The sequence below is a fragment of the Curtobacterium sp. VKM Ac-2884 genome, assembly GCF_015350945.1.
Classification (GTDB): domain Bacteria; phylum Actinomycetota; class Actinomycetes; order Actinomycetales; family Microbacteriaceae; genus Curtobacterium.
In genome coordinates this window covers 140,275-164,537 of the sequence record NZ_JADKSA010000002.1, presented here as the reverse complement: position 1 = coordinate 164,537, position 24,263 = coordinate 140,275, and the positions used below count along the sequence as shown (strand labels likewise).

The window sequence follows — 24,263 nt, the reverse complement described above, 5'->3', positions numbered from 1 at the left end:
GGGGACGAGCATGAACACGAACACGAACACGCAGAACCAGGACCACACCGTCGTCCTCACCGGAGCGGCCTCGCCTCGGGGCATCGGCCGGGCGACCGCACACCACCTCGCCGCGGCGGGCTGGGACGTCGGGATCATCGACCTCGACCAGACCGCCAGCGAACAGGTCGCCACCGAGATCCGCGAGCAGCACGGAGTCCGTGCGGTCGGCGTCGGCGCGAACGTCGCCGACGAGACCGCGGTCCGGGCGGCGTTCGACACGATCGAGGCCGAACTCGACCCCGTCGTCGCCCTCGTCAACCTGGCCGGCGTCTCGTCCGCGCACGCCTACCTCGACCTGCCCGAGGGGGAGTGGCACCGCGTGCTGTCGATCAACCTCGACGGCGTGCACTTCGCCAGCCTGCGGGCAGCGGAGTCGATGGTGCAGCACGGCTACGGCCGCATCGTGAACCTCTCGTCGGTCTCCGCCCAGCGCGGTGGCGGCACCTTCAGCAAGACCCCGTACACGGTGGCGAAGGCCGGCGTGATCGGCCTGACCCGTGGCCTGGCCCGCGAGCTCGGCCCGCGCGGCGTCACCGTCAACGCGATCGCCCCCGGCCCGATCGACACCGACATCATGGGCGGCACCCTGACCGAGGAGCGCAAGACCGAGATGGCAGCGGACGGCGTGCTGCCGCGCATCGGCACACCGCGGGACATCGCCGCGGCCATCGCGTACCTGATCAGCGAGGACGCCGGGTTCGTCACCGGCCAGACGCTGAACGTCGACGGCGGCCTGTACATGCACTAGAGCCGACCGGCCACGGATCGCGCGCCGTCCGCGCGACGCGATCCGTGCCTCCCGTCCGACCGGCCGGCCGACCGTCGGACGCCCCGAAACCGCACCGTGCTCGCAAAGGAGCGAACCCGTGTCACTTCCCCCTGCCCCCGCGCTCGGGTCGACGAACGACCCCGGCCTCAAGTCCGCCATCGGCAAGGCGACGAAGCACCTCATGCCGATGCTCGTCATCCTGTACTTCGTCGCGTTCCTCGACCGCACCAACGTCGGGTTCGCCGAAGAGGCCCTGAGCGTCGACCGCGGCATCTCCGACGCGGCCTTCGCGCTCGGCGCCGGCATCTTCTTCATCGGCTACGCGATCTTCGAGATCCCGTCGAACCTGCTGCTCAAGCGCTTCGGTGCCCGGTTCTGGCTCGCCCGCATCGCGGTCACGTGGGGCATCGTCGCCGCGCTGTTCGCCTTCACGACGAACGACACGATGTTCATCGTCCTGCGCTTCATCCTCGGTGTGACCGAGGCGGGGCTGTTCCCGGGCGTGATCATGTACCTGTCGGAGTGGTTCCCGAACAAGGTGCGCGTGCGGATGTTCGCGATCTTCTACCTGGCGCAGCCGTTCTCGCAGATGATCGGCGCCCCGTTGTCCGGCGGACTGCTGAGCTTCGGCGACCAGGCGACCCCGTTCCACGGCTGGCAGGTCATGTTCTTCGGTGAGGGGATCCTCGCGGTGCTCGCCGGCATCGCGGCCCTGGTGTTCCTGACGAACAGTCCGCAGCAGGCGAAGTGGCTCGAGCCGGGCGAGAAGCAGTCGCTCACGGCGGCGATGGCGCGCGAGGACACCGCCCGCAGCGCGGACGGTCCGACCGGCATCTGGAAGGCCATGGCGAGCGGCCGGGTCTGGTACTTCACGATCATCTACTTCTGCCTGCAGGTCGCCGTGTACGGCACGACGTTCTACCTGCCGCAGCAGGTCTCCTCGCTGCTCGGGCAGGACGTCGGGTGGCAGGTCGGCCTGGTGACCGCGATCCCGTGGCTCGTCGGACTCGTCGCCTGCTACCTGGTCGGCTCGAAGGCGGACTCGGTCGGTCGCCGCCGTCGCTGGGGCACCATGTTCTACATCACGACCGGGCTGTCGATCCTCGGCTCGGCGTGGGCCGGTGCGAACGGGCAACCGATCCTGGGCATCGTCTTCATCACGCTGGCGGTCGCGAGCTTCCTGGCCGTCGGCCCGATCACGTGGGCGTACCCGACGGCGTTCCTCACCGGGGCAGCCGCCGCGGCGGGCATCGGCCTGATCAACTCGCTCGGCAACCTCGGCGGGTTCGTCGCCCCGATCATGCGCACGGCGATCAACGAGGTGGTGCCGACCGACAGCGGTGCGTTCGGGATCGTCTCGCTCGGGGTCCTGGCGTTCGTCGCGGCCGTGATGATCTTCTGCACGAAGTTCTTCCGGGGGTCGAAGGCGGATGATCTCCTCGACACCTCGCATGTCCGCACCACGACGTCGAAGGAGACGAACGCGTGACCAGACTGTTCAACGACCCGGCGGACTTCGCCGACGAGGCGACCGACGGCTTCGTCGCCGCGAACGGACGATGGGTGCGGAAGGTGCACGGCGGCGTCGCCCGCGCCACCACCAGCCCCGACGGCACGGTCGCCGTGGTGATCGGTGGCGGCTCCGGCCACTACCCGGCGTTCGGTGGCCTCGTCGGGCCGGGCCTGGCAGCCGGTGCCGCGATGGGCAACCTGTTCGCCAGTCCCAGCGCCCAGCAGGTGGCCGGGGTCGCACGGGCCGCCGAGCACGGCGGCGGCGTGCTGCTGAGCTACGGCAACTACGCCGGTGACGTCCTGAACTTCGACGCCGCGGCCCGCACGCTCGAGGCCGACGGCATCCCGGTCCGCACGGTCCGGGTCACCGACGACGTGGTGAGTGCGCCCGCGGACCGCTCGCAGGAACGGCGTGGCATCGCAGGCGACCTCTGTGTCTTCAAGGTCGCCGGTGCCGCCGCCGAGCAGGGCCGCAGCCTCGACGAGGTCACGGCCGTCGCCGAGCGCGCCAACGACCGCACGCGGTCGTTCGGCGTCGCGTTCTCCGGCTGCTCGCTGCCCGGCGCCGACGAACCCCTGTTCACGGTGCCCGAGGGGCGGATGGCCATCGGCATGGGCATCCACGGCGAACGGGGCATCGACGAGACGGACGTCCCCACCGCGGACGGCCTGGCGTCGCTGCTGGTGACCCGACTGCTCGACGAGCTGCCGGAGAGCGTGACACCCGACGGCGCGCGCGTCGTCCCGATCCTCAACGGGCTGGGCAGCGTCAAGTACGAGGAGCTCTTCGTCGTCTACCGCTCGGTGCAGCAGCGGCTGGCCGACGCAGGGGTCGTCATCGTCGAGCCTGAGGTCGGCGAACTCGTCACGAGCTTCGACATGGCCGGCGTCTCGCTCACCCTGTTCTGGCTCGACGCCGAACTCGAGGAACTCTGGGCAGCGCCCGCGGACACCCCCGCGTACCGCAAGGGCGGTGCCGTCCCGCAGGAGCGTGTCGATCCCTCCACCGTGGAGGCGGACGCCGAGGGCGTCGCCATCGGCGCGGCGAGCGACGACTCGCGCGCAGTCGGCGAGCAGGCCGCGGCCGGCTTCGCCGCCGTTCGCGCGCTCCTCGACGAGCACGCCGACGAGCTCGGACGCATCGACGCCGTCGCGGGTGACGGCGACCACGGCATCGGCATGCAGCGCGGCGCGCACGCCGCAGCGGCCGCAGCCAGCGACGCAGTAACCTCCGGCGCAGGTGTCGGTTCCGTCCTGCGGATCGCCGCAGACGCGTGGTCCGACAAGGCCGGCGGCACGTCCGGTGCGATCTGGGGAGCCGCCCTGGAGGCCCTGGGTCGCGTCCTCGGGGACGACGAGCGTCCGTCAGCCGCCACGGTCCAGAGCGCGGTGCACGCCGCCACCGAGGCCGTCCTCGCGTTCGGCGCGACCACCGGCGACAAGACCATGGTCGACGCGCTCGTGCCGTTCGACGAGGTGCTGCGCACCCGGGTCGACGCGGGAGCGTCGCTCGCGGACGCCTGGGCCGACGCCGTCAGCGCCGCCCGCGAGGCCGCCGACGCCACCGCGTCGCTCGTACCGAAGATGGGCCGCGCACGCACCCACGCCGAGCAGGCCGTCGGCACACCGGACCCCGGTGCGGTGTCCTTCGCGCTCATCGTGGAGACCCTCGCACCGTGATCACCATCGGGGTGTCGCTGAAGACGTACTTCTCGCACGCCCGGACCCTGGAGTGGGCCGCGGCCGTCGCGGAGATCGCCCGGCGGCACCCCGCGACCCGGTCGGGAGCGGCCTCGCTGTTCGTGGCGCCGACGTTCCCGGCGCTCGTGCCCGTGCGCGATGTGCTCTCCGGGTCGGGGGTGCTCCTCGCCGCGCAGGACCTGTCGTGGGCCGACGAAGGAGCGTTCACCGGCGAGGTCTCCGGCGCCGAACTGCGGGAGATCGGGGTCGACCTGGTCGAGATCGGGCACGCCGAACGACGCTCCCTGTTCCACGAGGACGACGCGACCGTCACCGCGAAGGTGCACGCGGCCTTCCGCAACCACCTGCGTCCGCTCCTCTGTGTCGGAGAGACGACCCGAGCCTCCCCGTCGGGTGCAGCGGAAGCGGTGGCGGAGGTGACCGCGCAGCTCGACCGTGGTGTCTCGACGGCCGTCGCGGACGGTCTGGCCGGGGCGATGACCGTCGCCTACGAGCCGGTGTGGGCGATCGGTGCGCCCGCGCCGGCGCCGGACGACCACATCGTGGCGGTGCTCGCGGGGATCGAGCAGCACCTCGCCACGCGACCCGAGCTGCGCGGGAGCACCGTGCTGTACGGGGGCAGCGCCGGTCCCGGGCTGCTCACCCGCGGGCAGGGGCGGATCGGCGGGCTGTTCCTCGGTCGGTTCGCGCACGACCCGGCTGCGGTCGAGGCGATCCTCGACGAGGTCGCAGCGGCCTAGGACCCGTCGCGGGTGCCCGCCAGTCCGTGGTCGTGCGCGTAGACCACGAGCTGCACGCGGTCCCGCAGCGAGAGCTTGCCGAGGATGCTCGAGATCTGGGTCTTCACGGTCGACTCGGTGACGTACTCCTTCGTCGCGATCTCGGCGTTCGAGAGCCCGCGGGACGCCCAGCCGAACACCACCCGCTCCCGCTCGGTCAGCGCCTGGAACTCGGACGGCTGCGGAGCCGGTGCCCTGGCGACGTCGGCCCCGAACAACTGCGCGAGGTCGTTCGGCGCGATGACGGAGCTGCCCTCGTGCACCGCCCGGACCGCGGCGAACAGGAACGTCGGAGTGGCGTCCTTGAGCAGGAAGCCGCTCGCGCCGAGCCGGATCGCGGTCGCGGCGGCGGGGTCGAGGCCGAACGTGGTGAGCACCACGACGCGGGGGAGCGGCCCCTCGACGGCGCCGGAGAACAGCTGACGAACGGTCTCGACGCCGTCCATGCCGGCCATGCGCATGTCGAGCAGCATCACGTCGGGTCGGAGCTCCCGGATGCGGTCGAGGGCCTCGGCACCGTCAGCGGCCTCGCCCACCACCTGCATGTCGTCCTGCGCGTCGAGCACCACGCGCAGACCGGCACGGAACAGCGCCTGGTCGTCGGTGAGCAGGATCCTGATCGGTTCGGTCATCGGACGGGTCCCCCTTGGACGTCGAACGGGATGCGGGCGCGTGCGGCGAACACGTCGTCCAGCGCGGCGGCGTCGAACGACCCGCCGAGTGCGGTGAGGCGGGTGTGCATGCCGTCGATGCCCCGGCCGGAGCCCCCGGTGGTGCCGTCGCCGACGACGTTCTCGACCTCGAGCACGACGTCGGCGCTCCGCCAGGTCTCACGGACCACGACGGGCAGCCCCGGGGCACCGTGCCGGAGCGCGTTGGTGAGCATCTCCTGCAGCACGCGCCGGGCTGCCGTGCCGGTGTCCGGGCGGAGCGGGACGGGGACACCGCGCACCGTGCGGTCGACGTCGACCCCGGCGTCGCGGATGCCCTGCACGATCTCCTCGAGCGAGCCGGGATCGGTCGTCGACCCCGACCCGTCGATGTGCCCGAGGACCTGGCGGACCTCGACCAGGGAGCTGCGGGCGGTGCTGGCGATGGTCGCACTGACCTCGCGGACACGGGCCTCGTCGGCCAGGAACGGCACGGAGTCCGCCTGCGCGATGATCACCGCGAGGGAGTGGCCGACGACGTCGTGGACGTCGCGGGCGATGTCGGCGCGGATGCGCTCCGACTCCGCGACGTCGATGGCGCGGGTGGCGGTCGCCTCGGCCTCGGTGGCCACCGCCTCGGCGCGCGATGCGGCCGCCTCGGCGTCGGCACGGCGGACGGACTCGCGGTCGCGCGACCGGAACGCACGGACGGCGACGCCGCCCGCCCACACCCCGAGGAGCGCGGCGACCGGTGCGGCCATCGCGAGGAACGCCTGGTCGCGGGGGCCGTTGAGCAGCACCAGGTACCGGAAGCCGGTGACGGCGAGGTAGAACGTCGCGCCGACGCCCGCGACGAGCGCGAGCACTCCGGAGAGGATGACCTCGGTCCGGGTCCCGACGACGGCCGCGGTGCCGATGACGACGAAGATGGCGAGGTCGACGAGCGACGGGCGCTCGCCGCCGCCGACCTGGATGATCCCGAGGACGACCACCATGAGCATCGCCGCCGACGGGGAGACCCGACGGAGCGCGATCGCGCCGGCGGCAGCGAGCACGGCGAAGAAGCTCGCGTGCTCGAGCTCGACCTCGAGCGGCAGCAGGAAGACCAACGCCGCCAGGACCGCCCACGCCACGTCGACGACGATCGAACGGGTGGCGAGCGGCCGGATGAACGTGCGCCGGTCCGTCACGGCTCGATCATCGCATGCCGCCCACGCCGGGCAGCGCGGACCGACGTCACGCGCCCGGGGTCATGGCGGCGAGGGCGATGACGGTCGTGGCGACGATCGCGGCGCAGAGCAGCAGCGTGGCGATCGTGTGTTTCGTCGAGGACTCCATGTCTCCAGACTCGCGGTCCGGAGTCGCCGGGGCATCGGGCGCAGGAGCGAAGCGCTTCGTCCCTGCGGGTGAAGCGAGGGGCGAGCACCCGGTACTCGGCGATCAGACCACGACGGAGCCCCGCTGGCGGTGCGCGATCGAGACGGACTCGCCGGACACCGCGTTCAGCGGCGACGACAGGAACGCGATGAGGTCGGCGATCTGCCGCGGGGTCGAGTCGCCGGGGCCTCCCGGCCGGACCTCGGCGGACGGGTTGTCCGTCACGGTCCCGGGGTTGACGACGTTCACCGTGACCCCGGTGCCCGCCACGTCGTCGGCCAGGTTCTTCGCGATGACGCTCACCGCCGTGTTCCGGAGCGACGCGGTGATGTTGCCGGAGAAGTAGGCGTTCTGCCCGCTCACCACGACCACCCGGCCGAACCCGGCCTCGCGCTGGGCGGGGAGCACGGCGTTCGCGACGCGGAGGAACCCGAGCGCCTTGCCGTCGATCGCGTCGAGGACCTGCTCGGGATCGGACTTCCGGGCCGGGTCGAGGGTGCTCGCGCTCGGGGCAGCGGTCACGACGAGCACGTCGATGCGCCCGTGCCGCTCGAGGACGGTGGCGATGCCGGCGTCCACCGACTCCTGCGAGGCGGTGTCGATCGACACGCCGCTGTCGGAGTCCTCGGCCGTGCGGGACGCGACGACGACGGTCGCCCCCTCGGCCCGGAGGCGGTCGGCGACGGCGGCACCGATGTACCCCTTGCCTCCGACGACGAGTGCGACACGGTTCTTGAGTTCGAGGTCCACGCGCCCACGCTATGCCGGGACCGCACCGCTGTCCGCGAGCCGGTCAGCCGAGCAGCGGCTCGAGCCGCGTCACCGCCCGGCGCAGGTGCACCAACGCGTCACCCGGCGACGACACCCGGGCGGCCGGCGCGGACAGGGTCAGCCCCGCCACGAGCTCTCCGCGCTCGCCGCGGACCGGGAGCGCCAGGCACCCGAACCCCGCCGTGAACGCGCCGACCTGGTGCACCGGTCCGAGGCCCCCTTCGGCGTGCAACCGACCCATCGCGCTCGACCCGGGGGCGGCCCGCAGTGCGGCTTCGTCGAGCAGCGGGAAGTCCGGGTCGACGTCGATGTCGCGCACACCGGCGGCGTCGTAGCGCGCCAGGTGCACGCCCGCCCGGACGGCGGAGCGGACGTCGGCGAGCACCGAGCGCACGGCCCGGGGCAGCGGTGCGAGTGCCGGAGCTGGCGACACCCCGGCCAGGTCGGCGACCTTGTGGCCGAGGGCGAAACCGCGCAGGTCCGGCAACCGGACGAGGTACTCGTCCTCGACGAGCAGGGTGATGAGCCGGTACGTGGTGGCCCGCGGCATCCCGAGGGCGTCCGAGATCTGCTGGGCGGTGACGCCCGGTCCCGCGTGCGCGGCGGCCTCCAGCACCGCGAGGGCGTTCTGGATCGCCTTCGGCTGCCGCGCGCGGAGTCCGGGTTCGCTCACCGCACCTCCGCCTGGTGGCCGGTTCCGGCGGACGGACGGGAGGCCCCCAGCAGGTCCGCCTCGACCGGCACGTCGTACACGGCGCGGCTCCGACCCCGCCGCCAGGGTCGCCGACGCGTGGCCACCAGGAACGCGACCACCACCGCGGCGACCGTCCCGACGGCGAGGGCGACGGCCGGCCAACGGGACGACGCGGCCTCGACCCCGAGGTAGGTGAGCAGGACGGCGGTGAGCAGGACCCCGGTCGTGACGGCGACCACCGCGACCCCCACCGTCAGCTCGCCGATGCGCCGCAGGAACACCGGGGCCGCGAAGCACGTCAGGGCGTACGCGGCGATGTACCCGAGGGCGGCGACGACGAGCTCGGCCTCCATCAGCGTCCACGTCGGGATCCCGCTCGCCAGGCCCAGGACCGGCAGCACCGTGAGCACGCCGCATGCGATCGCACCGGCCACGAACGGGGTCCGGAAGCGTGGCGACGCCCGGCCGAGCACCCGGGGCAGGACCCCCTCGCGGCCCATCGCGAACAGGACCCGCACGAGCGCAGTGGTCGAGGCGATCGCGCACGCCGCGAACGACGCCGCGATCCCGAGGTCCAGCGCCCACCCGATCCACTGCATGCCGAAGGCGTTCGCCAGCTCGTTCACGGGCGAGGCGCTCGCCGCCAGGTCGGCGCCCACGGCGGCGAACCCCATCTGCTGGGCCGCAGCGCTGACCACGTAGAGGACGCCGGCGACGAGGACGGTCCACGAGATCGCGCGGGGGATCGCCTGGAACGGGCGCCGGGCCTCCACACCGAGCACCGACGCGCTCTCGAACCCGACGAACGCGGTCACGGCGAGGGCGGTGCCGACCGCGAACGACGCCGGCTGCGTCGGCCCGAGGGCGACGGCGGAGGCGTCGGCCGGGTGCAGGCGCGCGACCAGCGCGACGATCAGGACCACGATGACCGCAACCGACAACGACTCGACGAGCAACGTCAGCCGGGTCGACAACCGGACCCCGAGCGCGATCACCGCGAAGACGGCCGCGCCCATCACCAGCACCACGACGATCGTGACCAGGGCGTCGTCGCCGGCGGCCGGCACGAAGCGGGACAGCAGGTAGTCGAGGTAGTAGCCGCTGCCGGTGAGCGAGAACATCGCGATGAAGCCGTACCCGAGCAGCAGGGCGGCGCCCGCGACGACCCCGGCGACCGGGCCGAGCCCGAGCGAGACGTAGGTGTAGAGCGACCCGGTGCCGGCGACGCGTCGGACGAACTGGTTCACCGTCCGCCCGACCAGGAACGACAGCGCCATCGCCGCCAGGAGCGACCACGTGGCACCCTGCCCCGCGACCGTCGCGACGAGGACCGGGATCGTGGTCGCGGCGGCGGACGGTGCCACGGCGGACACCGACTGCGCGAGGACGTCGACCGGGCCGATGCTCCTCCGCGACAACCCGTCGACGGGGGAGCGCGTGCCGACGCCGGGCACCCGGGGCGGGTCGGCGATGGCTCGGTCGAGCGCGGTCATGCGGCAACCGTAGGGCTGCGCCGTTGCGCCCGTGTCTCGGTGGTGTTTCGGCGGCGTCTCACGCAAATGAGACGCCTCCGACGAGCACGTCCCATTCGGCGGCGACAGGGCTTCACGCCGGTGGAACGGCACCGCAACGGCGGCACGGGACCGTGGTCACACCCAGCACCACCACCTGCGATCCCCACCCACCCCGTTCCACCCACCCGGAAGGCCACGATGTCCAGCATCACGAAGGACCCCGCGTCACTCGGAGCCGCGCCCGCGCCGCAGCGGACCATGCGCGGCTCGCTCGGCGTCACCGCGATCGTGTTCATGGTCGTCGCGGCCGCCGCCCCGCTCACCGTCGTCGGCGGAGCCGCCCCGCTCGGCATGCTGCTCGGCAACGGCGTCGGGTTCCCGTCGCTGTACGCCGCGTCGGCCGTCGTGCTGCTGCTGTTCTCGGTGGGCCTGGCGGCGATGACCCGGCACGTGCCGCGGCCCGGCGCGTTCTTCACGTTCGTCGGGCACGGGCTCGGTCGTCCGGCCGGCGCGGGAGCCGCCACGCTGGCGCTCCTGACCTACACGACCATCCAGGTCAGCGTGCACGGCTACATCGGGTACCTGCTCGGCGTCACCGTCACGGGTCTCGGCGGACCGGACATCCCCTGGTACGTCTGGTCCCTGGTCGTCGTGGCCCTGGTCGGGATGCTCGGCTACCGGCACATCGACCTGTCGAGCAAGGTGCTCGGTGTGATGCTCGTCGGCGAGGTCGGCATCGTGCTCGTCCTGGTCGCGGCGATCGTGTTCCGCGGCGGGGCCGACGGCCTGTCCCTCGCACCGTTCGAGCCGACGCAGATCATGTCCGGGTCGCCCGGCGTCGGGCTGATGTTCGCCATCGCCGCGTTCATCGGGTTCGAGGCCACCGCGATCTTCCGCGACGAGGCGAAGGACCCGGAGCGGACCATCCCCCGTGCGACCTACACGGCCGTGATCGGCATCGGTGTCTTCTACACACTCGCGTCGTGGGGGCTCGTGATGGCCTGGGGCCCCGACGGCATCCTCGCCGAGGTCGCGAAGGACCCCGGGTCACTCATCCTCACCACCGCCGCGCAGTACATCGGCAGCGCCGGGGAAGCCGTGCTCAACGTGCTGCTGCTGACGAGCATGTTCGCCTGCGTCCTGTCGTTCCACAACGTCATCACCCGGTACCAGCACTCGATGGCGAACGCGTCGCTGCTGCCCGGCCGGCTCGGCGACGTGCACCGGAAGCACGCGTCGCCGCACACCTCGAGCCTGGTGCAGACCGTCACCGCCGCCGTGCTGATGGTGCTGTTCGCGGTGCTCGGCCTCGACCCGGTGCTGCAGGTGTTCAGCTGGTTCGCCGGTGTCGCCACCCTGGGCGTCGCGATCCTGATGGCCGCGACGAGCCTGGCCGTCATCGTGTACTTCCGCCGCAACCCCGGGGACCGGCGGGTCTGGAACACCATCGTCGCGCCCGTCCTCGGGTTCCTCGGACTCGTCGCCGCCGCCGTCCTGATCTGGGTGAACTTCCCGACGCTCGTCGGCGACGTCGACGCCTCGGGCGCGAGCGTCTTCGGCGTCGTGAGCATCGTGCTCACCGGACTGGTCGTGATCGTCCCCGTCATCGGCGTGGTGCAGGCGGTGGTGCTGCGACGCCGCAGTCGGAGCCGCTACGAGCAGATGCTCGACCGGCTCGCCACCGAGAGCTGACCCGCCGGGCGCACCACGCGCCTCCCGGCCGAACCGACCTGACCCCACGCACGACGCAACGCGCAAGGAGCACCACGCACATGACGATCACCGACCCGACCACCGACACCCAGACCACCACGCACCCGCTCGGCAGCCTGACGCCCGACGAGTTCACCGCCGTGCGCGACCTCGTCACGGCGCAGCCGGACTGGACCGACACCACCCGCTTCGCCTACGTCGGCCTCGAGGAGCCGCACAAGCAGGAGGTCCTGGCGTGGCAGGCCGGCGACGGCCCCCTGCCGGACCGCACGGCACGCGTGATGCTGCTCGACATGGCGACCGGTCGCTCCACCGACCGCGTCGTGTCGATCACCACCGGCACGGTCCTGCGGACCGACGTGCTCGACGGGTCCCGCGGCCAACTGCCCGTCCTGATCGAGGAGTTCGACGCCGTCGGCGAGATCGCGAACGCGGACGAGCGCTGGGTCGCCGCCCTGGCGAAGCGCGGCCTGTCCGCCGACGAGGTCAAGTGCGTGCCGCTGTCCGCCGGGTACTACGACTACCCGGAGGAGGTCGGTCGGCGCATCCTGCGCGTGCTCGCCTTCAAGCAGGACCACCCGGCCGACCACGTGTGGGCGCACCCCGTCGACGGCCTGTCGGCGTACGTCGACGCGGCGAACCGGGCCGTCACGCGGATCGTGGACGTGGCGGACATGCCCGTTCCGACCACCTCGGGGAACTTCGACGACCCCGCGATGCAGGGCGAACCGCTCGACCTCAAGCCGATCGTCATCACCCAGCCCGAGGGGCCGTCGTTCCGCGTCGACGGCGAGTTCGTCGAGTGGGCGAACTGGCGGTTCCAGGTCGGCTTCGACGCCCGCGAGGGACTCGTGCTCCGCCAGCTCTCGTGGCAGGACGGCGAGCGGCTGCGCCCGATCGTGTACCGGGCGTCGATCGACGAGATGCTCGTGCCGTACGGCGACCCGTCTCCGGTGCGGTTCTGGCAGAACTACTTCGACACCGGCGAGTACCTGTTCGGTCGGTTCACGAACTCGCTCGAGCTCGGCTGCGACTGCGTCGGCGAGATCCAGTACTTCGACGCCGTGCTGGCCGACGAGCTCGGCAACCCGCAGACCATCCGCAACGGCATCTGCATGCACGAGGAGGACTTCGGCACGCTCTGGAAGCACGGCGACATCTACACCGGCTCGCAGGAGGTCCGTCGGTCCCGGCGCCTGGTGATCTCGTTCTTCACCACCGTCGGCAACTACGACTACGGCTTCTACTGGTACCTCTACCTGGACGGCACGATCGAGTGCGAGGCGAAGCTCACCGGCGTGCTCTTCACCAGCTCGTACCCGGGCCGTTCGGAGTCCGGCGATGACTACCCCTACGCCTCCGAGGTCGCCCCCGGCCTCGGTGCCCCGTACCACCAGCACCTGTTCTCGGCGCGGCTCGACATGATGGTCGACGGGCTGTCGAACGCCGTGGACGAGGTCGACGCCGTGCGGGTGCCGGTCGGGCCGGGCAACGAGCACGGCAACGCGTTCACGAAGTCGGTGACCCGGATCGCGTCGGAGTCGTCGTCCGGCCGTCTCGCCGACGCGTCCAAGGCACGCACGTGGTTCGTCTCGAACACCGAGGAGCGCAACCACCTCGACCGCCCCACCGGCTACGTGCTGTACCCGCAGGACGCCCCCGTGCTGCTCGCCGACGACTCGTCCTCGGTCGCCGCCCGTGCCGAGTTCGCCCGCAAGCACCTGTACGTCACGCAGTACGACCCGGCGGAGCGCTTCGCCGCCGGCGACTTCGTGCACCAGAACCCCGGCGGCGACGGGGTCGCCCGGTACGTCGAGGGGGACCGTCCGCTCGACGGCGAGGACATCGTGCTCTGGCACACCTTCGGCCCGACGCACTTCCCGCGGCCCGAAGACTGGCCCGTCATGCCCGTCGACTACGCCAAGTTCACGCTCAAGCCGTACGGGTTCTTCCCGCGGAACCCGGCGCTGAACGTGCCGGCGGCCATCGGGGCGTCCACCGGGTCGCACTGCTCGCACCACGTCTCCGGCGCCGTCGGGGCCGCACACGACGCAGCCGAGCACCAGCACGACCACGGGCACGGACACTGACGTGACCGACCTGCTCGGGCTCGCCGCGATCGTGCCGGCGTCCGCCGGGGCCTGCTGCACGGTCGGGGCGTGGCGCCCCGGCCGTGCGGTCGACGTGGTGGCGGCAGTGGTGATGGTGGCCGCGATGGTGGACGGGGCCTTCGGGCCCCGCGTGCTGCCCGGGGTGCTCTGGTTCGTGGTGCTCGCGCTGCTCGCCGTGGTGGTCGCGGCGGTGCACCGGGTGCAGAGCGCGTCCGGTGCGTCTGGTGCGTCCGGTGCGTCCGGTTCGGACGGGAGGCCCGGGTCCGCTCCGGCGGTCCGGGGCACCTCGGCGCACGGTCGGTTCGGGCGACTGCACGCGGCGCTCGGTCTGCTGGTGATGGGGGCGCTCGGGGTCGGCATGGCGCACGACCCCGGCATGACCGGCATGGCGAGTGTCGGCATGCACGGACACGGCGGTGCGGTCGCCGTCACGTGGCAGGTCGTCCTCGGTGGCCTGACCACCGGCTACCTGCTGCTCACCGCCCACATGGTGCGGGACGGCATCCGGCGTCGGACCCGCGCGCTCCCCGTCGTCGAGACGCTCGCCATGGGGATCGCGGTGACGGTGATGGCCGCGGCGATGATCTGAACCGGTTCGGCGCGCGAAACGTACAATTTGCGAATCGTTCGTTGCGGAAAACGTTCACGTCGTGAAAGAGTTCGAGCGTCCGCAGGGGACGAACGGCCGCAGAAGGGCAGGATCAGACATGCACAGCACGTACTCCGGGATGCCTCGGGCGGCACGGATCGGTGGCAGCCACACCCGCATCGGTCTGACCGACCCGGCCGTCATCGACGCCTACGTCGAGCGCCGCATCGAGGACCCGTCGCTCCTCGCCGGTCGCGCCGAGCCGGCGTACGCCGACTTCTTCACCGTCCCCGCCGCGTAGCAAGGAGCGCATGATCACATGCCGTTGACCGTCGTCCGTCGAGAGCACGTCCACCTCTACGCCCACGAGCCCCGATCCCAGGCTGCGAAGACCGCCGTCGATGCGCTGCTGCGCCTCCAGCACGCCGAGGAGCAGCAGATCGAGTCCGCACGCATCGAGAGCGGGCTGAGCAAGAACGAGTCGCTGGCGATCCGGTACATGCTCCAGGCCCACCGCGACGGCCGCACCATGGGCCCGAAGGACCTCGCCGTCATGCTCACCGTGTCGAACGCCTCGGTCACGAAGCTCGTGGACGCGCTCGTCGACAAGGAACTCCTCGTCCGCACCGCGCACCCCACCGACCGTCGCGCGCAGGTCCTCGAACCCACCGACCTGGCCGCCGAGAAGATCGATGCCTCGTACGCCCGCTTCCACGAGGCCGTGGTCGGCGTCCTCGACCACCTGTCCGACGCCGACAACGCCGTGCTCGCAGAGTCGCTGACCAGGATCGTCGACGCGCTCGCCGACGGTGAGCCGACGCCGGTCGACGAGTACACCGTCGACGACCAGGGCTGACGAGCCCGGGGCTGGCGCGACCGGCCCGACGCGACCGGCCCGACGCGACCGAGGCGGTCGACGCGAGCACCCGTCGACGGGAGGCGCGGTACCGGATCGCTGCGGGCCTCCAGACGGTGGCGGAAAAACCTTCCAGCGGTAAGTTGGGTGCATGACGCACCCCGCCGACGACGACGCGGCCCCGCCGCGACGCGGCGGGTACCGCAAGGGAGCCGAGCGCCGGACCCAGATCCTCGACGAGATGATCCGCATGGTCGCGGAACAGGGCGTCGACGCATCGTCGCTGCGGTCCGTGGCCGAGGCCCTCGGGATCACCCACGCGGCGCTCCGCCACTACTTCCCCAGCCGTGACGAACTGCTGCTCGCCGTCTACCGCGAGCACGAGGTGCGCGAGCAGGGGGCGCCCGACCGGTTGAAGTCGGCGATCGGGGACATGCGCGACAGTGCCTCGCGCAACCGTGCGGTGCCGGGCCTGGTGCAGCTCTACACGACGCTCGCGGCCGACGCCGTGCAGGAGGGCCACCCGGCGACCCGTGACTTCATGCGGGAGCGGTTCACGCGGCTCCGGGCCGACCTGGCCGCGTTGATCGCGGCGGACCAGGCAGCGGGGCGGATCCGCAGCGACCTCGACCCGGTCGACCTCGCGTCGCTGAGCATCGCGGCATCCGACGGGCTGCAGGTGCAGTGGTTGCTCGACCCCGAGGCCGTCGACGGCGAGAAGGTGCTGCGGTTGCTCGAGCAGATCGTGCCGGCGCCGCCGGAGTGAGCGTGGCGCGTGCGCGCGTGGTGCGTGCGCGGCGCGTGCGCTTCGTGAGCAGAAATGGTCGGGTCCCCGTTCGGGACCCGACCATTTCTGCTCACCAGGTGCGGCGCGGTGCGCGACGCACGACGTGACTACGCGTTCGCGGCCTCGGCGAGGACCGCGGCGGCGGGGTCGAAGTCCTCGGGGAGCGGCTGGATCGGGTCGATCGACGAGGTGATCTCGACGGACTGACCCGACTCGGCGGCGTCGCGGATGCCGAGCATGACGTCCAGCGCGTGCGACGCGACGGCACCGGAGGCGCGCTCCGGGCGGCCCTCGGCGATCGCGCGGGCCAGCTCGACGACACCCGTGCCACGGCCCCAGGTGGAGCCCTTGTGCTCGAGCGTGGTCGGCTCGTCCTTGCCGAGCGTCCACAGCGTGCTGTCGCCGTCGAAGACGTTCGGGTCCGGCAGCACGATGGTGCCCTCGGAGCCGTTGATCTCGACGAAGCCGTTGCGGGGCAGCGCGTGCTGGAACGACAGGGTCGTCTGGGCCGACTGGCCGCCCTCGAACGAGATGAGCGCTGCGTGGTGCGTGGGCACCTCGACGGCGAACTCGGTGCCGGCGCGGGGGCCGGAACCGATCACACGCGTCTCGCGGGACTTCGACGACACGGCCTGCACGCGCGAGGCGGCACCGAAGGCGTGCAGGAGCGTCGTGACGTAGTACGGGCCGATGTCGAACAGCGGACCGGCGCCCTGGGCGTACAGGAACTCGGGGTCCGGGTGCCACTGGTCCGGTCCGGGCACGTGGAACATCGTCGTCGCGGTGAGCGGCGTGCCGATGTCGCCGCGGGCGATGGCGCGGATGGCGGTCTGGATGCCGGCACCGAGGACGGTGTCGGGGGCGCAGGCGTAGCGGACACCGGCGGCCGCAGCGGCTGCCAGCAGCTCCTGCGCGTCCGAGGCGTTCGTCGCGACCGGCTTCTCGCTCCAGGTGTGCTTGCCGGCAGCGATGATCTGCTGGCCGACCTTGGCGTGCTCGGCGGGGATCGTGATGTTCACCACGATCTGGATGTCGTCGCGGGCGAGGAGCTCCTCGACCGTGCCGGACGCGGGCACGCCGTACTTCTCGGCCTGGGACGCGGCGCGCTCGAGGATGAGGTCGGCGACCATCAGGACCTCGACGTCGGCGAACTGGGTCAGGTTCGTCAGGTACTGGTCCGAGATGTTCCCCGCACCGATGATGCCGACTCCGATGCGGCTCACTTGTCGTTGTCCTTCAGCCATGCGAGGGACTCGGTGATGCCCTGGAAGACGTCGCCGGAGTAGGCGTCGAACTCGACGACGCGGATGGCCTGCGGCGCCGCGGCGAGGATGCCCGCCACGTTCACGTCGCCCTGGCCCGCGGGGGTCTGGTTCTCGAACGCACGCTGCAGCGCCTCGGGCACGACGAGCGCGCTCTCCGACGAGGGCAGTGCGGTGAGGATGTCACCGTCGACCTTGCCGTCCTTGACGTGGATGGCGACGACGCGGTCGCCGAGTGCCCGCAGGACGGCGGGGGCGTCGGCGCCGCCGACGGTGGCCCAGAAGGTGTCGAGCTCGAGCACCGTCTCCGGGCTGATCTGCTCGACGAAGTGGTCGTAGACCGTGCGACCGTCGACCTTGTTCGTGAACTCCCACTGGTGGTTGTGGTAGCCGAACTTCAGGCCGCGCGAGGCTGCCTCGGCGGTCAGGACGTTGACGCGCTCGGCGATCTTCGCGACGTCGTCGGCGGTCTGCCAGCGGTCGGTCGGGATGAACGGGTCGATGACCGTCTGGATGCCGAGGCGCTCGGCGGCGTCCCAGATCGGCGCGGTGTCCTCGGCGTCGATCACGGCGACGTGGCCGGACGGTGCCGTGAGGCCGGTCGCGGCGAAGGCACGCTCGAGGTCCGTGGCACGCTCGACGAACGCGTAGGGCTCGACGTTCTCGTACCCGATCTCGGCGACGCGGGCGATGGCCTTGTCGAGGTCTTCGGCGATGGCGTCTCGCAGCGAGTACAGCTGCACAGAAGTGGTGGGCATTGCAGAGGCTCCTTCGGTCCTGTCTGGGGGTCGCGACTCCCAGGTGTCGAAGCACCGGGTGTCGCAGTCCGTCGAGGAGCGATGCTCCACGGCGAGATCGATGACGACGCTACCCCAAAAACCACCCGGTGTGTAGTTTTTGCGTCCCCCGTGTCGCACGTCGGTCCATGAACGACACCTGTCGATGTATGCTCAGCCAGTCAAAACCGTGCACAGGACGGTTTTGGCCACCAGCATCGACTCAAGGAGGCGTCATGAGCACACCCGAACCCGGCAGCCCGGCACTGTTGCACCCCGAAGAGGGCATCACCCAGCCGATCAGCACCGTGAAGGTGGGCATCGGCTACCAGATCGCCCTGTTCCTCGGGCAGTTCGGCCTCTTCGTCGCACTCATGGCACCGGTCTACGTCAGCATGCAGCTCAAGGCGCAGGCCCTGGTCGGCGACGACGCGGCGAACGTCATCGGCTCGGTGCTGCCGATCGGCGCGTTCGGTGCGCTCATCATGAACCCCCTCGCCGGCGCGCTGTCCGACCGCACCCGCACCCGCTGGGGTCGTCGTCGGCCCTGGCTGCTGAGCGGTGTCGTCGTGTTCGCGATCGCCCTGGCCTGGATCGCCTACTCGCCCGACGTCCTGAACCTGACGCTGGCCTGGCTCCTCGCCCAGCTCGCCGCCAACGCGACGCTGGCCACCCTGCTCGCGAGCTTCGCCGACAACGTCCCCCAGCTGCAGCGCGGCCGCTCGTCGAGCATCATCGCCCTCGCGCAGAACATCGCCGTGCTCGCCGGCACCTACCTGTCGGTGTTCTTCGTCGCGAACCTGCCCGTGCTGTTCATCGCACCAGGCATCCTGGCGATCATCCTCGTCGCGGTGTACGCCGTGGTCGCCCGTGACGACCTGCCGACGTACAAGCTGAAGAAGTTCACGTTCCTGAACCTCATCGCCTCGTTCTGGACGAACCCGATCAAGAACCCGGACTTCGCGTTCGCCTGGTGGTCGCGCTTCCTGATCATCTTCGCCACCTTCATGTTCACGACCTACCGCCTGCTCTACATGGAGAAGCACCTCGGCATCGAGGACGCGAAGGAGGCCACCGCGGCCGTCGCCTTCGGTGTGCTGCTCTACACGATCGCGCTCCTGGTCAGCGCGGCGCTGTCCGGGTGGGCGTCCGACAAGATCGGCCGTCGCAAGGTCTTCGTCGGTGGCTCGACGGCGATGTTCGCGGTCGGCCTGGTCGTGCTCGCGCACGCCGACACCGTGAACGGCTTCTACGTTGCCGAGGTCATCATGGGCTTCGCGTACGGCATCTACTCAGCCATCGACACGGCGCTCGTCGTCGACGTGCTGCCGAACGCCGACCGCCCCGGCAAGGACCTCGGGGTCATCAACATCGCCAACGCGCTGCCGCAGTCGCTCGCTCCGGCCGTCGCACTGTTCTTCCTGAAGATCGGGTCGGGCGACGCCGCCGACAACTACACGCTCATGTGCTGGGCCGCCGGCGCGATCGCCATCGTCGGTGCCCTTGTGGTGATCCCCATCAAGCGGGTTCGATAGCCGGATGCACACCTCCGGGGTCGACGTCGACCGCAGCCAGCTCGCCGGGTGGCGGAACGCGATCATCGTCGCGTTCGCCATCGGTGGGATCAGCCTGGCCGGCTGGGGTCCACGGCTCCCGGAGCTCCGCGTCGAACTCGGTGTCGACATCGGCACCATCGGCCTCATGCTCGGCGGGGTCACCATCGGCTCGATCGGCGGGCTGCTCAGTGCCGCCCCGCTGCTCCGCCGCCTGGGCGGCCGACGTGCCCTGACGGCGGTCGCCGTTCTGGTCCCCGCCGCGCTGGCGCTCATCGGCGTCGCCGCTACGCTGCACTCCGTGCCGCTCGCGAGCGTCGGGTTCGTCGTCGCCGGTGCCGGGATCGGCGCGCTCGACGTCATGGCGAACGTCGAGGGCACGGCGATCGAGGCGCTCGCCGGTCGCACGCTGCTCCCGTTGATGCACGCCGCCTGGTCGGGAGGCGCGGCTCTCGGCGCCGGGATCGCCGCCCTCTGCGCGTGGCTGGGCATCACCCCCTCGGCCCAGTTGATCGGTGAGGCCGTCGTCATCCTGGTGGTCGGCGTGATCGCGATGCGTGCGATCCCGGACGGCACGCGCGCCGAGGAACACGACACGACGCTCACCCCGCGGCAGCGCCTGCGGCAGTGGGCGCGTGGCTGGGCGGACGTCCGCTTGCTGCTGATCGGCGTCGTGATGCTCGGCGTCGAACTCGGCGAGGGGTCGGCGAACAACTGGCTCGCCCTGGCGACCACCGACGGACACGGCCAGACAGCGACGGTTGGCGCACTCTTCTTCACCGTGTTCGCCGTCTCCGAGGCCGCGACGCGCGTCTTCGCCGGCCCCGTGGTCGACCGGCTCGGACGGGTCCGGACGGTCCGCTGGACGACCGCGCTCGGCATCCTCGGCGCCGTCCTGTTCATCGTCGGCACGACCTGGTGGCTCACGCTCATCGGCGTGGTCCTCTGGGCGGTCGGCGTCTCGATGGGGTTCCCGCTCGGCATGTCGGCAGCGGCGCAGAGCGGCCCGAACCCGGCTGCCCGGGTCAGCGTCGTCGCGTCGATCGGGTACTTCGCGAACTTCGCCGGCCCGCCCGTCATCGGCGCGATCGCCGAGCAGGTCGGCGCGCTCAGCGCACTCTGGTTGATCGCCGTGCTCTTCGTGGCCGCCTTCGCCGCATCCGGGTCGCTGCGTCCGGTCGCCGAGCCGACCCACGAGCGGGTCAGCGACCCTCGGTAGCGTGGAGCCCATGCTCGACGCGACGCCTGCCCCGTTCGACACCCCGGCCGGCCGGATCGTCGGGACGGTGGACGGCGGCGTCGTCCGCGTGCTCGGGATCCCCTACGCGCGGGCCGACCGGTTCGCGCCGCCGGAGCCGATGCCGCCCTTCGCGAGCGAACTGCACGCATCGACGCCGTCCCCCGTGGCGCCGCAGCCGCACGCGCAGTTCGTCGACCAGCTGCTCGGCGAGGTCGAGGACATCACCGTCGACGAGCACTGCCAGCGCCTGTCGATCACACTGCCCGCCGATGTGACGCCCGACGAGCGCCTGCCCGTGATGGTCTGGATCCACGGCGGCTCGTACGTCATCGGCGGCGGCGACCTGCCGATCTACGACGCGCGCGACCTCGTGACCGAGCAGCGCGTGATCGTGGTGTCGGTGACCTTCCGGCTCGGAGTCCTCGGGTTCCTGGGTGACGGGGCGTCGATCCCGGCGAACCTCGGACTGCTCGACCTGCTCGAGTCGCTCCGCTGGGTGCAGGCGAACATCGCCGCGTTCGGGGGCGACCCCGACCTCGTCACGGTGTTCGGGCAGTCGGCCGGCGGCGACGCAGCAGCCCACCTGATGATCAGCGACGGCGCGGCCGGGCTGTTCCGCCGGGCGATCATCCAGAGCGCACCGCTCGGGTTGTCCCGCGGTCGGTCCCGGATGAACCGCGCGATGATCCGGGCCGTCGGTGCCGTGCACGCCGACACCCCGCTCGACGACCTGCTCGAACGGCAGGCCCTCGGCACCCGGGCTGCTGCGCCGTACGGACTCGCGGGCGGGATGCCGTTCGGCACCCAGTACGGGTTCGCCCCGTTGCCCGCCGAACGCGACCTCGACGCTGCCTGGAGCCGAGTCGCTCCCGACGTCGACGTCCTGATCGGTTCCGCGACGGACGAGACCGGCATGTACGTGCCGTTGGTCCGCGGTCTGTCGCGGGTCGCTCGGTCACGGATCCTGCGCCCGGCGCTCCGCTGGTGGGTGGTCCGTCCGCTCTCCGACGTCATCTACGGCCGCGACGTCCGACGTTTCACCGCGCGGCACCGTCGAGCCGGCGGGCGGGCGACGTCCTACCGGCTCGTCCGTGGCGTGACCACCGCGCCGACCGGCGCCGTCCACATGAGCGACCTGCCGCTGTTGCTCGGCGGCCGCGAGGCCTGGGCCGGCACCCGCTTCGTCCCCGAGCGCGACTGGCCCGAGGTCGAGCGGCGCGGCCGGGCCTTCCGTGCGATCTGGGCCGAGTTCGCCCGGACCGGCGCCGTCACCGCCCCGGACGACGAGACGCTGACCTTCGACCGGTACTGACCGTCTTCGCGCCCCCTGAACTGGCGGTCGCGTGGTCGTCCCCGGGACCGGACAATCGTCTGCATGCCCACGCCCGACGCCGATCTCCGTGCACGCATCGTGTCCGGTGCGATCGAGGCGTACCGCGCGACGGACTTCCACCGGGTCGGACCGGACGAGGTCGCCGAGCACGCCGAGGTGCCGGTCGCCGAGGTCAGCCGAGCGTTCCCGATGTGGGAACTCCTCGTCGTCGCGGTCATCGACCGGTGGAACAACGGCAGCCGACTCGCGCTGTGGCCCGTCGCCGAACGAGACGGTGCCGTCGCGTACCTGCGCGCCCGACTCGAGGCCGGCATCACGGACCCGGCCCTCGTCCGGCTCCGGATCGCCGTGCTCAGCGCTGCGTCGAACCCCGGCCACCCCGCAGCCGGGTGGTTCCGCACCCAGTACACCCGGGCGTTCGAGGACCTCACCCTCGCCCTGGTCCGTGACGTCGTCGCTGCACGCGAGCCGCGGGGCGCCTCGCCCCGGCACGCTGCCGAGCAGCTCATGGCACTGTTCGAAGGGCTGCAGCTGCAGGCGATGGTCCGCGACGACGCCGAGCCGCTGAGCGGCTTCGACCGCGCCGTCGCCCGGATGCGGGTCGGCTGGGCAGCAGCGCGCGTCGACGCCTGAGGACTCCGGGCGGGAGCACGGACGGGAGGCACGGCGCGGCTTGCGTGCGTCGGCTCGCCCACCTGGCATGGTCGGCCCATGGAGTACACCGACTACGACACCCGGCTCGCCGCGTACGGCGTGATCACGGACGGTGACCGGGTGCTCCTGGCGAAGCTGCGCTTCCCCGAAGCCGGCACGTGGACGTTGCCGGGCGGTGGCGTCGAGTTCGACGAGACCGTCGAGCAGGCCGTCGTGCGCGAGGTCCGCGAGGAGACCGGGTACGAGTCCGAGGTCGGCGCCCTGCTCGGCGTCCGGCACCACGTCGTCCCCGCCGAGCGCCGGATCCACGCCAACGGTCGCCCGATGAAGGCCGTGCAGGTCGTGTTCCGCGCGACGGTCGTCGGCGGCACACTGCGCGACGAGATCGACGGGTCGACCGACGAGTCGCGCTGGCTGCCGATCGCCGAGCTCCCGCACCACCGGCACGGGCTGCTCGTACCCGTCGCACTGGCGTGGGCGGGCGCGCTCACCCGCTGACGCGACGCGCTACTCGGCGAGGACGCTCAGGACGTTGCCCGACGGGTCGGTGAACCAGGCGATGAGCGGCCCGCCCTTGCGGTTCACGCCCTTCTCGTCGGTCATCCCCTCGTACTGCAGGAACGTGACGCCCTTCGCGGTGAGCTCGTCCACCGCGGCGTCGACGTCCGGCACGGGGAAGTTCAGCACCGTGAAGGCCGCCGGTTCGTGCGCAGGGCCCTTCGGGTAGACGAGGACACCGTGGCCGTCGCCGAGCTGCAGGAAGAGCATGCCGTGGTCCTCGGTGACCTCGACCCCCAGGACGTCCTGGTAGAACGCCTTCGCCTCCGGGACGTCCCGTACCGAGAACCCGCTGAACGCCTTCGTCGCATCGACCATGCGGCCAGTGAACCACCCCGGTCCGGTGTCGGCGCGCTCTGCCAGGATGGGGCCGTGAGCCACCCGGACAGCAGCGTCGACGACGCCGTCGAGCGTGCGGTCGAGCTGGCCGCGGCGGGGCCCCGGGCAGTGCTCGGCATCGCGGGTGCCCCCGGTGCCGGCAAGTCGACCCTGGCCCGCCGCGTGGTCGCCGCCGTCGACGAGCGACTCGGGGCCGGCACCGCGGTGCAGGTGCCGATGGACGGCTTCCACCTGTCGAACGCGGCGCTCGACGCCCTCGGCCGGCACGACCGCAAGGGCGCCGTCGACACGTTCGACGCCGACGGCTACGTCGCCCTGGTCCGACGACTGGTCGCTGCCGACACCACCGTGTGGGCGCCGGACTTCGACCGCCGCATCGACGAGCCCGTCGCCGGCAGCATCGCCGTCCCGCCGACCGCTCGGCTCGTGGTCTCCGAGGGGAACTACCTGCTCGACGACGCCGAACCGTGGGCAGCGCTCGGCGGTCTGTTCACCGAGACCTGGTTCTGCGCCGTCGACGACGGGGTTCGGGTCGACCGCCTGGTCGGTCGGCACATGCGTCACGGACGCGACCACGACGCCGCGCGCGCGTGGGCGGTGGAGGTCGACGGTGTGAACGCGGCGAGGGTCGCGCCCACGGTGATCCGTGCCTCCAGGACGGTGCGGACGTGACCATCAGAACG

Annotated in this window: 24 protein-coding genes; 16 read left to right on the top strand and 8 right to left on the bottom strand. The window is 71.7% G+C overall.

The window, feature by feature from the left end; genetic code table 11:
• The first annotated feature begins 10 nt into the window (after positions 1 to 10).
• The 4 genes from ITJ60_RS05165 to ITJ60_RS05150 all read left to right on the top strand — a co-directional run bounded on the left by ITJ60_RS05165 (position 11) and on the right by ITJ60_RS05150 (position 4,764).
• Entirely contained in the window at positions 11 to 790 is a 780-nt protein-coding gene (locus ITJ60_RS05165; RefSeq protein WP_194647197.1) for an SDR family NAD(P)-dependent oxidoreductase, read from the top strand.
• A 118-nt stretch (positions 791 to 908) separates the two neighbouring features.
• The gene (locus ITJ60_RS05160; protein WP_123339283.1) at positions 909 to 2,300 is read left to right on the top strand and encodes an MFS transporter; all 1,392 of its coding nucleotides are present in this window, start codon (positions 909 to 911) and stop codon (positions 2,298 to 2,300) included.
• Positions 2,297 to 4,003, top strand: a complete 1,707-nt coding sequence (locus ITJ60_RS05155) for a dihydroxyacetone kinase family protein (RefSeq protein WP_194647196.1) — start codon at positions 2,297 to 2,299, stop codon at positions 4,001 to 4,003. Before ITJ60_RS05160 ends, ITJ60_RS05155 begins: the two co-directional genes overlap by 4 nt.
• On the top strand, positions 4,000 to 4,764 hold the full coding sequence (locus ITJ60_RS05150) for a triose-phosphate isomerase family protein (RefSeq protein WP_194647195.1): 765 nt from the start codon (positions 4,000 to 4,002) through the stop codon (positions 4,762 to 4,764). The genes ITJ60_RS05155 and ITJ60_RS05150 overlap by 4 nt, the downstream gene beginning before the upstream one ends.
• Here the strand turns inward: ITJ60_RS05150 and ITJ60_RS05145 are convergent.
• The 5 genes from ITJ60_RS05145 to ITJ60_RS05125 form a co-directional block, all read right to left on the bottom strand.
• Positions 4,761 to 5,435, bottom strand: a complete 675-nt coding sequence (locus ITJ60_RS05145) for a response regulator (protein ID WP_194647194.1) — start codon at positions 5,433 to 5,435, stop codon at positions 4,761 to 4,763. The genes ITJ60_RS05150 and ITJ60_RS05145 overlap by 4 nt on opposite strands.
• Positions 5,432 to 6,643: a sensor histidine kinase gene (locus tag ITJ60_RS19250; RefSeq protein ID WP_194647193.1), complete on the bottom strand. Its 1,212-nt coding sequence runs from the start codon at positions 6,641 to 6,643 to the stop codon at positions 5,432 to 5,434. Before ITJ60_RS19250 ends, ITJ60_RS05145 begins: the two co-directional genes overlap by 4 nt.
• 250 nt (positions 6,644 to 6,893) lie before the next feature.
• Positions 6,894 to 7,580, bottom strand: coding sequence for an SDR family NAD(P)-dependent oxidoreductase (locus ITJ60_RS05135; protein ID WP_194647192.1), 687 nt, complete (start codon positions 7,578 to 7,580; stop codon positions 6,894 to 6,896).
• Positions 7,581 to 7,623: 43 nt separating this feature from the next.
• Positions 7,624 to 8,274, bottom strand: a complete 651-nt coding sequence (locus ITJ60_RS05130) for a helix-turn-helix domain-containing protein (RefSeq protein ID WP_323749108.1) — start codon at positions 8,272 to 8,274, stop codon at positions 7,624 to 7,626.
• Entirely contained in the window at positions 8,271 to 9,788 is a 1,518-nt protein-coding gene (locus tag ITJ60_RS05125; RefSeq protein WP_194647191.1) for an APC family permease, read from the bottom strand. The genes ITJ60_RS05130 and ITJ60_RS05125 overlap by 4 nt, the downstream gene beginning before the upstream one ends.
• Positions 9,789 to 10,007: 219 nt before the next feature.
• On the opposite strand from ITJ60_RS05125, the gene ITJ60_RS05120 reads away from it, so the two are divergent.
• From ITJ60_RS05120 to ITJ60_RS05095, 6 genes are all read left to right on the top strand, one after another.
• The gene (locus ITJ60_RS05120; protein ID WP_194647190.1) at positions 10,008 to 11,501 is read left to right on the top strand and encodes an APC family permease; all 1,494 of its coding nucleotides are present in this window, start codon (positions 10,008 to 10,010) and stop codon (positions 11,499 to 11,501) included.
• An 80-nt stretch (positions 11,502 to 11,581) separates the two neighbouring features.
• Positions 11,582 to 13,612, top strand: coding sequence for a primary-amine oxidase (locus tag ITJ60_RS05115; protein WP_194647189.1), 2,031 nt, complete (start codon positions 11,582 to 11,584; stop codon positions 13,610 to 13,612).
• A gap of 1 nt (position 13,613) precedes the next feature.
• Positions 13,614 to 14,222: a hypothetical protein gene (locus ITJ60_RS05110; protein ID WP_194647188.1), complete on the top strand. Its 609-nt coding sequence runs from the start codon at positions 13,614 to 13,616 to the stop codon at positions 14,220 to 14,222.
• A gap of 118 nt (positions 14,223 to 14,340) precedes the next feature.
• Entirely contained in the window at positions 14,341 to 14,523 is a 183-nt protein-coding gene (locus ITJ60_RS05105) for a hypothetical protein (RefSeq protein WP_123292879.1), read from the top strand.
• An 18-nt stretch (positions 14,524 to 14,541) separates the two neighbouring features.
• On the top strand, positions 14,542 to 15,078 hold the full coding sequence (locus ITJ60_RS05100; RefSeq protein WP_194647187.1) for a MarR family winged helix-turn-helix transcriptional regulator: 537 nt from the start codon (positions 14,542 to 14,544) through the stop codon (positions 15,076 to 15,078).
• A 151-nt stretch (positions 15,079 to 15,229) separates the two neighbouring features.
• The gene (locus tag ITJ60_RS05095) at positions 15,230 to 15,844 is read left to right on the top strand and encodes a TetR/AcrR family transcriptional regulator (RefSeq protein ID WP_111083743.1); all 615 of its coding nucleotides are present in this window, start codon (positions 15,230 to 15,232) and stop codon (positions 15,842 to 15,844) included.
• Positions 15,845 to 15,972: 128 nt separating this feature from the next.
• Here ITJ60_RS05095 and ITJ60_RS05090 read toward each other — a convergent pair whose 3' ends face one another.
• Positions 15,973 to 17,109: a Gfo/Idh/MocA family protein gene (locus ITJ60_RS05090; protein ID WP_194647186.1), complete on the bottom strand. Its 1,137-nt coding sequence runs from the start codon at positions 17,107 to 17,109 to the stop codon at positions 15,973 to 15,975.
• The gene (locus ITJ60_RS05085; protein WP_194647185.1) at positions 17,085 to 17,885 is read right to left on the bottom strand and encodes a sugar phosphate isomerase/epimerase family protein; all 801 of its coding nucleotides are present in this window, start codon (positions 17,883 to 17,885) and stop codon (positions 17,085 to 17,087) included. Before ITJ60_RS05085 ends, ITJ60_RS05090 begins: the two co-directional genes overlap by 25 nt.
• Positions 17,886 to 18,139: 254 nt before the next feature.
• Here ITJ60_RS05085 and ITJ60_RS05080 point away from each other — a divergent pair, with 254 nt between their 5' ends.
• The 5 genes from ITJ60_RS05080 (at position 18,140) to ITJ60_RS05060 (ending at position 23,181) form a co-directional block, all read left to right on the top strand.
• Positions 18,140 to 19,438 carry an MFS transporter gene (locus tag ITJ60_RS05080; RefSeq protein ID WP_159573575.1) on the top strand — a complete coding sequence of 433 codons (1,299 nt, stop codon included), beginning with the start codon at positions 18,140 to 18,142 and terminating at the stop codon, positions 19,436 to 19,438.
• A 4-nt stretch (positions 19,439 to 19,442) separates the two neighbouring features.
• Positions 19,443 to 20,675 carry an MFS transporter gene (locus ITJ60_RS05075; protein ID WP_194647184.1) on the top strand — a complete coding sequence of 411 codons (1,233 nt, stop codon included), beginning with the start codon at positions 19,443 to 19,445 and terminating at the stop codon, positions 20,673 to 20,675.
• A 10-nt stretch (positions 20,676 to 20,685) separates the two neighbouring features.
• A complete protein-coding gene (locus ITJ60_RS05070) occupies positions 20,686 to 22,008 on the top strand; it encodes a carboxylesterase family protein (protein WP_194647183.1) in 1,323 nt (440 codons plus the stop codon).
• Positions 22,009 to 22,071: 63 nt separating this feature from the next.
• Positions 22,072 to 22,662 (top strand): TetR/AcrR family transcriptional regulator, encoded by a 591-nt coding sequence (locus ITJ60_RS05065; protein WP_123294467.1) that lies wholly within the window; start codon positions 22,072 to 22,074, stop codon positions 22,660 to 22,662.
• Positions 22,663 to 22,740: 78 nt separating this feature from the next.
• The gene (locus ITJ60_RS05060; RefSeq protein WP_123294468.1) at positions 22,741 to 23,181 is read left to right on the top strand and encodes an NUDIX hydrolase; all 441 of its coding nucleotides are present in this window, start codon (positions 22,741 to 22,743) and stop codon (positions 23,179 to 23,181) included.
• A 9-nt stretch (positions 23,182 to 23,190) separates the two neighbouring features.
• Here the strand turns inward: ITJ60_RS05060 and ITJ60_RS05055 are convergent, their stop codons facing one another.
• On the bottom strand, positions 23,191 to 23,559 hold the full coding sequence (locus ITJ60_RS05055; RefSeq protein WP_194647182.1) for a VOC family protein: 369 nt from the start codon (positions 23,557 to 23,559) through the stop codon (positions 23,191 to 23,193).
• Positions 23,560 to 23,613: 54 nt separating this feature from the next.
• Here ITJ60_RS05055 and ITJ60_RS05050 point away from each other — a divergent pair, with 54 nt between their 5' ends.
• Positions 23,614 to 24,252: a nucleoside/nucleotide kinase family protein gene (locus ITJ60_RS05050; RefSeq protein WP_194647181.1), complete on the top strand. Its 639-nt coding sequence runs from the start codon at positions 23,614 to 23,616 to the stop codon at positions 24,250 to 24,252.
• The last annotated feature ends 11 nt before the right edge of the window (positions 24,253 to 24,263 follow it).